Source organism: Limisphaera sp. 4302-co, assembly GCF_049537155.1.
Lineage (GTDB): Bacteria > Verrucomicrobiota > Verrucomicrobiia > Limisphaerales > Limisphaeraceae > Limisphaera.
In genome coordinates, this window is the sequence record NZ_JBMVQZ010000012.1 from 69,465 (window position 1) to 81,861 (window position 12,397).

Here is a 12,397-nt window from a genome sequence, read left to right on the forward strand (position 1 = left end):
CCGGGGGCCCGGGCGAGCCGCAGGGCGGGGCCTCTGCCGGATCAGCGGTGCGGATCAGGCGCGTTTGACCCCGGCGGTCCGGGCGGGTGCGTCTTCGAGGGCCCGTCGGGCGAGCACGGCTGCGCCGGTAATGCCGGCGTGGTCGCCGAGGCGGCTGGCCAGCAGGGTGAGGGCGCGTTCACTGCCGGGCATCATGCGGGCGCGGGCGGTCTCGGTGATGCGGGGCATGAGTTCGGCGTGGAGGGCCTGGATGAGGCCGCCGCCGAGGGCCACCACTTCGGGGTTGAGGAGGTTGACGAGGCTGGCGATGCCGAGGCCGAGGTAATCGGCGGTTTGCAGCAGGATGCGGCGCACGAGTTTGTCGCCGTGATGCCAGGCCTTGCGGAGTTCGTTGCTGCGGAGGTCTTCCAGCTCCCGGCCCAGCCAGTCGGTGAGGATCGTTTTCTCGCCGGCGTCCACGGCTTGGCGGAGGCGCCTGTAGATGGCGGTTCGGCTGGCGAGGGCCTCCCAGCAACCGCGGTTGCCGCAGCCGCATTTCGGGCCGTTGACCTCGAGGATCATGTGCCCGATTTCGGCGGCGGTGTGGGAGGCGCCCTCGTAGAGTTGCCCGTTGAGGACCAGGCCGCCGCCGATGCCGGTGCCGACGAAGACACCCACCAGATGGCGGGGTTGGGCGCGGAGTTCGACCTCGTGCACGCCAAGGGTGCAGACGTTGGCGTCGTTGCCAACGACCACGGGCCGGTCGAGGGCCCGGGCCAGGCGACGTCCGAGGGGGACGTTGCGCCAACCGGGCAGGTTGGGGGCAAACAGGACGGTGCTGCGGTCGGCATCCACCGCGCCGGGCGCGCCGATGCCGATGGCCCGGACCTGGGCAAGTTTGTGTCCGGCGCCCTCGAGGGCCTCCCGGATGCAACGTTCGATCCGTTCGCAGACGGTATCGAGGCCGCGTTCGGCCCGTGTGCTGACCTTGGCGGTGCCGAGGAGTTTGAGGCTGGCGTCGAAAACGCCGGTGAGGATCTTGGTCCCTCCCAGATCCACGCCGACCCAGCAGTGGGAATCCGTGGCAGGCATGATTCAGCGAATCGGTTTACCGGCCAGCAGGGCTGTGATCTTCCGCCGGAGCTCGGCGTTGATGATCTCGATGGGCCGATGCCCGTCTATGATGTGAAATCCGTAGATCTTGTGCAGGCGTTGAAACTGTGCAGCCATGAGGGATTGATACTTGAGGAAGCTGTCGAACATGTCCCGGGAGAGGCCCAGGTCCATGCCACTTTCCCAGTAATCGAGTGCGGCGTATTTGGCGAAGGTGCGCTGGACCAGTTCCTCCGGCGAAACCTGCAGGTAGAAGACAGCGTCGGGCACCACCGCCATGCCGTAGAGGTTGCGGAGCCATTGCTCGTCCATGCCACGGACCAGGTCGCGTGCCATGAGGGTGAAGATGTAGCGGTCGGCCAGGACCATCTGGCCGGCGCGCAGTCCGGGCAGGATTTGATTCTCCAGTTGGTCGGCGAAGTCGGTGGCGTAGAAGAGGCTCAGCGTGGTGTGGCTGAGGATGTTGCCTTCCTGGGCACGTTCGAGTTCCTGGCTGACCAGGGTGGAACGTTTGAGACCGACGGTGATGGTGGCGTGGCCGCAGCTTTCGAGCCAATCCACCAGGAGTCGGATCTGGGTGGACCGGCCGGAGCCGTCGGCGCCTTCGATCACGATGAGCCTGCCGGTGAGTTGTTCGGGCTGAACACCCGGGATGCCATGTCCGTAGAACCGGTGCGGCGTGCGCCGCGGCACGATCACGTGGGGACGACGGGGTTTTCGTGATGCGGGGGACACGGCGGGTCAGGTTCGGGTTGCGGGTTGGGGCCGGGGGGATCGGCGGCCACGCCGGAAGCTTTCGAGATCCAGCCGCGCCGCCACGATGGCGCGGACGACCTGTTGCTGAGCCTCGATGCTCTGGTTGGCGTCCACGACGTGGAACTGGAATTCGGTGCTCATGGCCAGGTACTGCTCGAGCAGGCGGCCTTGGAAGATGCGGAAGCTTTCGTAGAGGTCGGGCGAAAGCCGCAGGTCCATGCCGGCCTCGTAAAACTTCAGCTGCGGTCGGCCCTGAAGAATGCGCTGGAGCGACACCTCCAGGTCGGCCCTGAAAAAGAAGGTCAGGTCGGGCAGGGCAGCGAAGCTGTAGATGCCGCGGACCCAGGCGGGCGGACAGCCGCGGACCACGTCGCGGGCAAAGGCCGTGAAGATGTATCGGTCGCACAACACCAGGTAGCCCGCGCGCAGCAACGGCACCAGGTGCCGTTCGCACCGGTCCGCAAAGTCGGTGGCGTGGATGAGGCAGAAGGTGGTCGGAGTGAGGAGCTGCTGGGCCTTGCCCCGGCTGGTGGCACTTTTGACCAGCTCGGACGAGTTCCACTCGCTCAGAAACACCTTGAGATCGAGCGACTCCAGCCACCGGCGAAGCAGGTGCAGTTGGGTGGACTTGCCCGAGCCGTCAATGCCCTCGACGGCGATCAATCGTCCCGGAAACCCCAGTTGGGCGAATGTCTTCATCATGCCGACCCGTGCCCAGCATAGGCCGCTCGGCAGGGCAATCCAAGCATGCAATCCGATCGCGTGCGGGCGAGGGCGGGGCACCTGCGGGATTGGGCCATTCAGGCGCCGGCAGGGGCGAAACATCCGTCCGTTCTGCGGCCCTCGAAGTTGTCGAGGGACGTGTCGATGATACCGCCGGGACAATCCGGGGAGGTGCCGACCTTGTGACCTGTTCGTCACCAATGCGCGCTTGCGCGGGTGGGAGGGGCCGGTTAGCGTGGTCCCGGTTGTCCATCTGCCGGGATCCTGCAGGCCGCAAAACCCGGGGCGGGAAAGTGGCGTCCGGTCCCCGGCCGAAGGATCCGGTCGTCGGACGGCCACCCAGACCTATGCCCGTGTCGCGTGGGAAAGTCGGACGGTTCGAAGGAGGGCTTCGCGCTTTCACGCTGATCGAGCTGCTGGTGGTAATCGCGATCATTGCCATCCTGGCGGCGATGCTTTTGCCTGCACTGAGCCGGGCCAAGAGCAAGGCGCGGACGATCAGTTGCCTGAACAACATGCGGCAGTGGGCGTTGGCCTTCCGCATGTACGCCGACGACAACCAGGATCTGGTGCCGGAAGAGGGCAACACCCAGCTGCCGATCATTGATCCGCAGAATGCCGATGCGTGGTACAACGCCACGGTGGTTTACGTGCAGCAACCGCGCCTGGCGGACCTGTACATGCAAAACCCTCCGAACCCTCCTCTGCCCGGGTCGAAAAGCATCTTCTCCTGTCCCGGCGCGCCCGACCCAAGCAAAGCCGCCCATCCCTACGCCAACCCGCCGAACTTCGCCCGGGCTTTTTTCATGTATGGTGAGAACGGCCGGTTGTGCATCAACCGCAACACCCGCGCATCCCTGGGGATCAGCAACACGAAGTTCGGCACGATCAAGAAGCCGTCCGACACGGTCCTGGTGGCGGAAGTGGATCCCAATTCGCCTCAAAACACCGCGCCGGCACAGTCCAACGTCACCGGACAATACGCCGTGGCCCGCCACGATCTGCGGGGGAACTTTGCCATGGCCGACGGCAGCGCCCGTCTCGCGCGCACGAACGATTTTTTGCGGACGGCCGCAGAATCGAACAGCGCAGCCGAGGAATGGCGGATCGAGCGCCGGATGTACTGGTACCCCACCGAGACCACACCCAATTGAGCGCGACCCGGCCCGTGCGGATGGTCCTGCGCACGCCGCGGGACCGGGGGTCTTGGGGACTTGCGGGCGCAGGGGCCCGGGATCATGCTCGGCGTAGGACTGCAACCTTCCGCCGCAAAGAATTTATGAAACGGATCGCGCAGCTTGCTCTCCTGGGATGCTCGGTGTTCACCGCTCACGCCACGCTGTATCTGGACGAGACCTTCGACTATCCGGACGGCCCGCTGGTGGAGGTGTCCGCCGGGGCGTGGGTGACGCACAGCGGCACCACCGGTCAGGTGGATGTGTTGTCCGGGACCGTGCACCTGACGCAGGCGGAGAATGAAGATGTCAGCGTGGCGATCACCAACGTGCCGGGTGACGCCGTTGCCACAGGGGCGTTGTACGCGGGGTTCACCGTCCGTTTCACCGCGCTCCCATCAGGTTCGGGCACGTACTTCTGGCACTTTCGGGACACGGGGACCAACAACTTCCGTGCCCGGGTGTTCGCCACGACGAGCGGCGCCGGGACCGGCAAATTCCGGTTCGGCCTCTCCAGTGGAGGTGGCACGCCCTCGGAGGTCATCCCCACGGATTGCGATCTGGAAACCGAGTACAAGCTGGTCGTGCGGTACGACGTCGAAAAGGCAACCTCGACGCTGTGGCTGAATCCGGCCTCGGAAGATTCCACAGTGAACCGGGCTGATGCGACGGACCAGCGGGATCCGGTTCCCATCACCCATGTCGCGCTCCGGCAGTCCTTGTCCAACGGCAACGGCATGGGTGAGTTGTACCTCGACAATTTGCAGGTCGGCACCCTCTTTACGGACGTCCACACGCCGGGCGGTCCGCCCACGGTGAGCGGGATTCCGGACCAGCACCTCGCGGCCGGAACCAGCACCGGACCGCTGGTTTTCGAGGTGGACGACGTGGAAACGCCGCCGGACCAGCTGCTGGTGACGGTGCTTTCGGACAACGAGTTTCTCGTGCCAAACGATGGGCAGCATCTGTCGTTGGAAGGATCGGGCAAGCAGCGGACACTGACGGTGACGCCCGTTCCGGGACGCGAGGGACAGGCGACCATCCAGGTCACCGTCCGGGACGCCCAGGGGGAGAGCACGGTGACGAGCTTTGTCGTGTACGTCGGGTTGCCGTCCATCACCGCGCCGGCAAACCAGGTGGCGCCCACCAACACGCCCATCGGGCCGTTGGTCTTTCAGGTGGCAGACGCCGAGACGCCCCAGCAGCTCACGGTGACGGCCTCTTCGTCCAACGAGATTCTCGTGCCGGCCGCCAACATCCTCCTCTCCGGCACGGGCACGGAGCGCACCGTCCGGGTCACTCCCAATCCGGACGTCTCCGGAACGGCCACGATCACGCTGACGGTGAGCGACGGCACCTGGAACGTGTCCACCAATTTCCTGGTCACGTTCCATCCGATGTTTGGCCTGGTGCTTGCCGACACGTTCGATTACCCCGACGGCGCGCTGGTGGAGAGCTCGGGCAGGTTTTGGAGCACCCACAGCGGAACCACCGGCCAGGTACAGGTCCTGCAGGGCCGCGTGGAACTCGTGCGCACGCAGTCGGAGGACGTCAGTGCCGGTTTCACGAATTTCCTCCAGGCCGTGGGCAATGGGATCGTCCTGTACACGGGGTTGAAGGTCACGTTCACCGAACCGCCCACCTCGCCCAATGGCGACTACTTCGCGCACTTCCGTGACATCGGCACGGTGAATTACCGGGCCCGTCTTTTTGCCACCACCAACGGTGCCGCGCCCGGGATGTTCCGCCTGGGCGTGGCCAACGGTTCCGTCCCCGCCAACGTGGTGCTGGAACGGGACCTGCAACCCGGCGTGCCGTACCTGGTGATTGTGCGGTACAACGTGGACACGGGGGAAACCACCCTTTGGGTGAATCCGGCCGATCCCGGCAGTCCCTCGGTCACGGCGAAAGACCCGGTTGTGCCGGTCTCACTCTATTACTTCAGCTTCCGCCAAAGCAGCGGCATCGGCACTCTCAGTGTGGACGAGGTCAAGGTCGGCACGGCCTGGGAAGACGTGTGGGAGCCGGCCGGCCCCGTGCCGGAACGATTGCGATATCGTTGGGAGGGCGGGAACCTGACGCTGATCTGGGATCAGCCCGCGCTGCGACTGCAGAAGGCCGGTTCGGTCACCGGCCCGTGGACGGACGTGACGGAGGCCACCAGCCCCTACACCGTACCCACGACGTCCGGGCCCCGATTCTATCGGCTGGCCTACTGAGGCTGGTGTGCCCCCGGACCGCGCGTGCTGCACGGCGCCCGAGGGCGACCCGGATCGGAGCAGTGTTTCCTCTGCCGGGCCGGTAATGGCGCTCATTGGAATGTGTCGCGATCCGGAGTAGTGTGAGCCCGGCGCGTCGACGGCCGGCACGTGGGGCCGCACACGCGCGGGGGGCATGGAACGACTTCGACTTCTGATTCGCGGTGTGGTGCAGGGCGTGGGGTTTCGCCCCTTCGTCCATCGCCTGGCGACGGAACTGGGTTTGAACGGTTGGGTGCGCAACACGGCCCAGGGCGTGGTGGTGGAGGTGGAAGGGCCACGCCCGGCGCTGGAGCGCTTCTTGGAACGACTGCCGGCGGAGCGTCCTCCGCACAGCTCACTGCAGAGCGTGGAGCCGAGCTGGCTGGATCCCGCAGGATACACCCGATTCGAGATCCGGCCCAGCGATGCCGGGGGCGCACTTCGCGCGGTGGTGATGCCGGACATTGCAACCTGCGGGGACTGTCTGCGGGAGCTGTGGGACCCCCGGGACCGCCGGTATCTCTACCCATTTCTCAACTGCACGCACTGCGGTCCGCGGTACAGCATCCTGCTCGGACTGCCCTACGACCGGCCGCAGACCACCATGGCCGGGTTCGTCATGTGCGACGCGTGCCGGCACGAATACGAAGACCCGGCCAACCGCCGGTTTCATGCCCAGCCGAATGCCTGTCCCCGCTGTGGTCCGCACCTGGAGCTGTGGTCGCCCGAGGGCACCGTGCTGGGCACCAGCCGGCCGCCCGGGGAGGAAACGGACCCCGGTGCACATGCCCGTGCCACGCGTGCACTGATCCGGCGAACCGCCGAGGCGTTGCGGTCGGGAGCCATTGTGGCCGTCAAAGGTTTGGGCGGGTTTCATCTGATGGTCCGGGCGGGGTCGGATGAGGCGGTGGCCCGGTTGCGGACACGGAAGCGGCGCGAGGCCAAGCCGTTGGCGCTGATGTTCCCGCGGTTGGAGATGGTGCGGCAGGTCTGCCACTTGTCGGCAGCCGAGGAGCGTGTGCTGACCGGGCCTGAGGCCCCGATTCTGTTGCTGGATCGGAGAAGGCATCCGGATCCGGAAGCGCCGGGGATCAGCGAACAGGTGGCGCCCGGCAATCCCACTCTGGGCGTGATGTTGCCGTACACGCCGCTGCATCATTTGCTGCTGGCGGAGCTGGGTGAGCCGGTGGTGGCCACCAGCGGCAACCTGAGCGAAGAACCGATTTGCACGGACGAACGGGAGGCGTTGCAGCGCCTGGCGGGCATCGCGGACCTGTTCCTGGTGCACAACCGGCCGATCGCACGGCACGTGGACGACTCCGTGGTCCGGGTGGTGGAGGGCCGCGAAATGTTGCTGCGCCGGGCGCGCGGATTCGCCCCGCTGCCGCTGCCCCTGGGCGGAGGCGGGAAGGGCGCGGGACCCGCGGAGGTCGTGGTCCTGGCGGCCGGCGCGCACTTGAAGAACACGGTCGGGCTGGCAGTGGGCGGCCAGGCGTTTCTGAGCCAGCACATCGGGGATCTGGAAACCGCGGCGGCGGAGGATGCGTGGCTTCGAGTGGCGCGCGATCTGCCGGCCCTGTACGAGGCCCGGCCCTCGGTGGTGATGACGGATCTTCATCCGGACTACGGCTCCACGCGCCTGGCACGCCGTTTGTTTTTCGAGTCGGTCGGATCGCAGGTGACCGGGCAGGGGATGCCCCGCGCGCGGGCGGTGCAGCATCACGTGGCGCATGTGCTGGCCGTGATGGTGGAGAACGAGGTGCGGCCTCCGGCGCTGGGCGTGGCTTGGGACGGCACGGGACTGGGCTGGGATGGCTCGATCTGGGGAGGAGAGTTCTTCCGGGTCGAGCCCGGCCGGGTGCATCGCGTGGGCACGTTTCGGCCGTTTCGGATTCCCGGTGGCGATGCGGCGGCCCGGGAACCGCGCCGGGCAGCCCTGGGTCTGCTGCACGAGCTGTCCCGGGAGGACCCTGCCTTGGAGCCTGTGGCACGGGGCTGGGCGGCGAGACGGTTCGCTGCGGCTGAGTGGCCGATTTTGTGGCGCATGTTGGCGGGCGGGATCCGATCGCCGTGGTGCAGCAGTGTGGGTCGGCTGTTCGATGCGGTGGCCTCGCTGGCGGGTCTGCGGGATCGGAATCGGTTCGAAGCCCAGGCCGCCATGGAGCTGGAGTTCCGCGTGAACACCGGGGCCGAATGGAACCCGTATCCGCTGCCGTTGCGGGAGCCGGCCAAGACAGGGGGGCCGTGGGTGTTGGACTGGGGCCCGACGATCCGGTCGGTACTGGCGGACGTGGAGCAGGGGACGCCCCCGGCCGGGGTGGCCACGCGGTTTCATCAGGCGCTGGTCACGGGCATCGTGAACATCGCGCGCGTGGCAGGCTGCGAATCGGTCCTGTTGGGCGGCGGCTGTTTTCAGAACCGGCATCTGCTGAGCTGGGCGGTGCGGGAGCTGCGCCGGGCGGGTTTTCGACCGTACTGGCCGCAGCGTGTGCCGCCGAATGATGGCGGCATCGCCCTGGGGCAACTGGCGGCTTATCCGCTCGGTCTGGATGAACCCGCGCCGTTGTGAAGGCCGTGGGGCAATGAAGGGGGAGCGCTCGGCGTACGTGGAGTGCTCGGTGCGCCCGTCATTCAGGGCAGAGGTTCTCCTCGAGCGGCGACCAGCAGCCGGTACCACTCGTCACGTGTCAGACGGATCTCGGTGGCGCGTGTGGCCTCCCGGATGCGGTCAGGTTTGGTGGATCCGACGACGGGCACGATGCCAGCGGGGTGTCGGAGAAGCCAGGCCAACGCGATGACACCACGGGTGGTTTCATACTGGCGGGCCAGGCTGTCCAGCTCATCCAACACGGTGTGCGGCTGGTACTGCTGTTGCCAGCGCAGGAGTCGCGAAGCACCATCGGCCAGCAGACCTCCGGCCAGCGGGCTCCATGCCTGGGGCGTGATGTGTTCGATCAGGCATTGGTCCAGGGTGCCATCGGTCAGGGCGTCCTGTCGCAGCAGGCTGATTTCGACCTGGTGGACGATGAAGGGCATGGGACAGGCGCACTGCAATGCGGTGACCAGGGTGGGACGACAGTTGCTCAGGCCGAACCACCGGACCTTGCCGTCCTGTTGGAGTCGGGAAAACGCCTCGGCCACCTCGGCCGGGTCGGCGAGGTAATCGGGCCGGTGCAACAGCAGCAGATCAATCGTCTCGATGCCGAGCCGTTTGAGGGAGCCTTCGACGGATCGGAGGATGTGTTCCGCGGAGAAATCGTATCTCTGCGGCAGGCCCGGTTGAGGGGTGTGGGCAGGGCGGATGCCGCATTTGGTGGCGATGACGACGCGTTCGCGCATGCCGGGAGTTTCGCGCAGGACCTCGCCCAGCAACCGCTCGGCCTCGCCGCCGCAGTAGATGTCGGCGTTGTCGAAGAGGGTGTAACCGGCTTCGTAGGCGGTTCGGATGGCCAGCTTGCCCGCATTCCAGCTCTCCGGGCTGATTTCGCGAGGGTCCCACGTTCCGGTCACGCGCCAGCAGCCGTAGGCCAGCCGACTGCTGCGCAGGGGACTGACACCGAGTGTGATGGTTTGCATGGTCGGGATGCCTGGTTTCGGCTGGCGCAGGATGACCGTGCGCACGGTTTTTTACAAGCCGGCAGTGGTAAACGGCGCCCCGGATGGCTTGCACCGGACCACTGTCGGCAAGCGCTTGATGGCAACCCGGGCGGCGCGACCGTTTCAGGGACACGGGTGCGGGTACGGCTGCGTGACCGGCCTTGGCCGGGTGCGGCCATGTGGCGGTGCGCGTCGAACGGCGTCGTAGTCCGGGAGACGTGACGGAAAACAAGAAGCCCGGGGGTTGCGCCCCGGGCTGGACAAATGCGGTGAGCGGACTCTTTCGTCTTTCAGGAGAGCTCGCACCACCCGTACGTGGGCACGGTAACGGGTTTGCCGTCCGCCGTGGTGACCTTGCGCGTCTTTTCGTCGAAGACGCACAGGACGTTGAGTCGGTCGGAGATCTCCGCCAGCGAGACGATGGTCTGCACCCGGATGGCCAGTTCGATGCCGCAGTTGGGCTGTTTGTTCGCCCGGATGCTGTCGAACCAGTTCTTCTCGTGGGCTTCGACGCTTTCGACCGGGAAGGGCTCGCTGTTTTCGGGATCGATTTCGTCGGCGAACGGCCGTTCCGGCCGCAACTCGACGCGGTTGCCGGCCATGGTCAGTGTGCCCAAGTGGCCGCGGATCATCTCCTGTGTGCCCTGTTCATTGACCGAACTGCTGGTGATGTGCATGACCATGCCGTCCGGGAACTCGGCGATGATCTGCACGATTTCCGGCACGTCGCGGGGCGGGGTGCCCTGGGTGTTTTTGTCGGTGCCCACCGGTTTGCTGCCCACGCAGGCGACGCGCACGGGGAACTGGGGATTGCCGGTGGCCAGCAGGTAGGGATGGGCCTTGTGCGGCACCAGGTCACTGAGCAACCCGCCACAGTACGGGTAGTACTTGCGCCAGCGGAAGTAGTCGTCCGGGTCGAAAGGCTTTTTCCGGTGCACCGGGCCGAGCCAGAACTCCCAGTCAATGTCGTCGGGAGTGGCCCAGGCTTCGATGGGATAGTTCCACTCGCCCTTGGGATTGTTGCGCATGTAACTGCCCTGAGCCATCACCACGGGGCCGATCCGGCCTTCGCGAATCCATTCGGCGGCCTTGTGCCATTTGAGGTCGGAACAACCCTGGGAGCCGACCTGCAGGATCTTGCCGGTTTTCTTGACGGTGTCGTAGAGCTCGAACGCCTCGCCGAGGTAACGCGTCATGGGTTTCTCGACGTAGACGTGCTTGCCGGCGTTGAGGGCGTCAATGGCGCACCGGGCGTGCCAGTGATCCACTGTGGCGATGGTGACGGCGTCAATGTCCTTGCGCTCGAGTAGTTTCCGGTAATCGTGGTAGACCTCGGCATGATCGCCGATGATGGCCTTGGCCTGCGCGGCCCGGTGTTTGGAGACGTCGCAGACCGCCACTTGCACGATGTTGTTCTCGTTGGCGTGGGCTTTCTGCGTCCGGATGTGGGTCTGGCCCATGTTGCCGGTGCCGATGTACCCCACCACGATGCGGTTGTTGGCTCCGAGGACGTTGGCCGATGGGGCCTGGTTTTGGCCGTACACGGGAGTGCGCAAAAGGGGCGCTGCAGCGGCTGCGGTGGCGGCCATGGCCGTGGTCCTCAGGAATTCCCGCCGGCTGGCGGGTTTGCTGGCGAAGCTCGTTGGTTGATTCTGCATAGGATCCACTTTCGGTTCGTTTCTTTGTTGGACGCAAACTAATGGAGATTGCTTCACGGATCAACGGCGCATTGGGACCAGGGCCGCAACCATGAGAACGGACGCGTGAGACAGGGCGTCCGGTGTCTTGCCGCGGGCGGGGCATCGGGCCTACCCTTGATCGGCAGAGAACCATGGAACCGGTGCGCTGGATTCGGGTGGTGGACTCGCACACGGGTGGCGAACCCACGCGCGTGGTGCTCGAAGGTGGACCGGATCTGGGCGACGGTCCGCTCTCCGAACGGCGCCGGCGGTTCGAGCAGGAATTCGATCATTACCGGTCGGCCATCGTGAACGAGCCGCGCGGCTCGGATGTGATGGTGGGCGCGCTGCTGGTGCCTCCGCAGGATCGCACGTGTGTGGCGGGGGTGATTTTTTTCAACAACGTCGGCTACCTGGGGATGTGCGGGCATGGGACAATCGGTGTGGTGGTGACGTTGGCTCATCTGGGGAGGATCGGGCCGGGGGAACACCGCATCGAGACACCGGTGGGGGTGGTTCAGGCCAGGCTGCACGAGGACGGTCGCGTCTCGGTGGTCAACGTGCCGAGTTACCGCGTCTGCAAGGGCCATACGGTGGAGGTGCCCGGGCACGGCCCGGTGAGCGGTGACGTGGCCTGGGGCGGCAACTGGTTTTTTCTGGTGGAACGGCACGGGCTGAGTCTGGACCTGAGGCAGGTCGAGGTCTTGACGGAGTTTGCCTGGCGGGTCCGAAGGGCGGTCAATGCGCAGGGGTTTCCGGAGGTGGACCATGTCGAGCTGTACGGTCCGCCGACCCGGCCTGGTGCGAACGCGCGCAACTTTGTGCTCTGTCCCGGGGGCGCGTATGACCGGTCACCGTGCGGGACGGGCACCAGTGCGAAGCTGGCCTGTTTGGCGGGAGACGGCAAGCTGGCGGAGGGCGAGGTGTGGGTGCAGGAGAGCATCGTGGGCAGCGTTTTCGAAGGCCGGTACCGCTGGGTGGACCGCGAACGCGGTTGGATCGAGCCGACGATCACCGGCACGGCCCACGTGAACGCCGAGAGCCGGCTCCGGCTGGATCCGGCGGATCCGTTTTGCTGGGGGATCCGGGCCGGACGGTAGTGGCCAGAGGCCACGCCCGCTCGTAAAGGGCAATG

The 12,397-nt window shown here is 66.2% G+C and carries 9 protein-coding genes; 4 read left to right on the forward strand and 5 right to left on the reverse strand.

Annotation, left to right across the window (positions count from 1 at the left end; translation table 11 throughout):
- Positions 1 to 54: 54 nt before the first annotated feature.
- The 3 genes from ACPDIX_RS12195 to ACPDIX_RS12205 are packed head-to-tail and all read right to left on the reverse strand — an operon-like array spanning position 55 to position 2,550.
- The gene (locus tag ACPDIX_RS12195) at positions 55 to 1,071 is read right to left on the reverse strand and encodes an ROK family protein (protein WP_423432077.1); all 1,017 of its coding nucleotides are present in this window, start codon (positions 1,069 to 1,071) and stop codon (positions 55 to 57) included.
- A 3-nt stretch (positions 1,072 to 1,074) separates the two neighbouring features.
- Entirely contained in the window at positions 1,075 to 1,827 is a 753-nt protein-coding gene (locus ACPDIX_RS12200) for a dTMP kinase (protein ID WP_423432078.1), read from the reverse strand.
- A gap of 6 nt (positions 1,828 to 1,833) precedes the next feature.
- Positions 1,834 to 2,550 (reverse strand): dTMP kinase, encoded by a 717-nt coding sequence (locus tag ACPDIX_RS12205; RefSeq protein ID WP_423432079.1) that lies wholly within the window; start codon positions 2,548 to 2,550, stop codon positions 1,834 to 1,836.
- Between the two features lie 374 nt (positions 2,551 to 2,924).
- Here ACPDIX_RS12205 and ACPDIX_RS12210 point away from each other — a divergent pair, with 374 nt between their 5' ends.
- The 3 genes from ACPDIX_RS12210 (at position 2,925) to hypF (ending at position 8,555) form a co-directional block, all read left to right on the forward strand.
- On the forward strand, positions 2,925 to 3,725 hold the full coding sequence (locus tag ACPDIX_RS12210) for a prepilin-type N-terminal cleavage/methylation domain-containing protein (protein WP_423432080.1): 801 nt from the start codon (positions 2,925 to 2,927) through the stop codon (positions 3,723 to 3,725).
- Between the two features lie 125 nt (positions 3,726 to 3,850).
- Complete coding sequence (locus tag ACPDIX_RS12215; RefSeq protein ID WP_423432081.1) at positions 3,851 to 5,965, forward strand: hypothetical protein; 2,115 nt, start codon at positions 3,851 to 3,853, stop codon at positions 5,963 to 5,965.
- Positions 5,966 to 6,140: 175 nt separating this feature from the next.
- Positions 6,141 to 8,555, forward strand: a complete 2,415-nt coding sequence (gene hypF / locus ACPDIX_RS12220; protein WP_423432082.1) for a carbamoyltransferase HypF — start codon at positions 6,141 to 6,143, stop codon at positions 8,553 to 8,555.
- 62 nt (positions 8,556 to 8,617) lie between these two features.
- Here the strand turns inward: hypF and ACPDIX_RS12225 are convergent, their stop codons facing one another.
- Together ACPDIX_RS12225 and ACPDIX_RS12230 are read right to left on the reverse strand one after the other, a co-directional pair.
- Positions 8,618 to 9,562, reverse strand: a complete 945-nt coding sequence (locus ACPDIX_RS12225) for an aldo/keto reductase (protein ID WP_423432083.1) — start codon at positions 9,560 to 9,562, stop codon at positions 8,618 to 8,620.
- A gap of 311 nt (positions 9,563 to 9,873) precedes the next feature.
- On the reverse strand, positions 9,874 to 11,241 hold the full coding sequence (locus tag ACPDIX_RS12230) for a Gfo/Idh/MocA family protein (protein WP_423432084.1): 1,368 nt from the start codon (positions 11,239 to 11,241) through the stop codon (positions 9,874 to 9,876).
- 173 nt (positions 11,242 to 11,414) lie between these two features.
- Between ACPDIX_RS12230 and ACPDIX_RS12235 the strand changes: the two genes are divergently transcribed.
- The gene (locus ACPDIX_RS12235; protein WP_423432085.1) at positions 11,415 to 12,362 is read left to right on the forward strand and encodes a proline racemase family protein; all 948 of its coding nucleotides are present in this window, start codon (positions 11,415 to 11,417) and stop codon (positions 12,360 to 12,362) included.
- Positions 12,363 to 12,397: the final 35 nt, after the last annotated feature.

Coding starts and splice junctions, on each gene's coding strand:
- ACPDIX_RS12215 (WP_423432081.1), top strand. CDS start 3,851: ATGAAACGGATCGCGCAGCTTGCTCTCCTGGGATGCTCGGTGTTCACC.
- ACPDIX_RS12225 (WP_423432083.1), bottom strand. CDS start 9,562: ATGCAAACCATCACACTCGGTGTCAGTCCCCTGCGCAGCAGTCGGCTG.
- ACPDIX_RS12195 (WP_423432077.1), bottom strand. CDS start 1,071: ATGCCTGCCACGGATTCCCACTGCTGGGTCGGCGTGGATCTGGGAGGG.
- ACPDIX_RS12235 (WP_423432085.1), top strand. CDS start 11,415: ATGGAACCGGTGCGCTGGATTCGGGTGGTGGACTCGCACACGGGTGGC.
- ACPDIX_RS12230 (WP_423432084.1), bottom strand. CDS start 11,241: ATGCAGAATCAACCAACGAGCTTCGCCAGCAAACCCGCCAGCCGGCGG.
- hypF (WP_423432082.1), top strand. CDS start 6,141: ATGGAACGACTTCGACTTCTGATTCGCGGTGTGGTGCAGGGCGTGGGG.
- ACPDIX_RS12205 (WP_423432079.1), bottom strand. CDS start 2,550: ATGATGAAGACATTCGCCCAACTGGGGTTTCCGGGACGATTGATCGCC.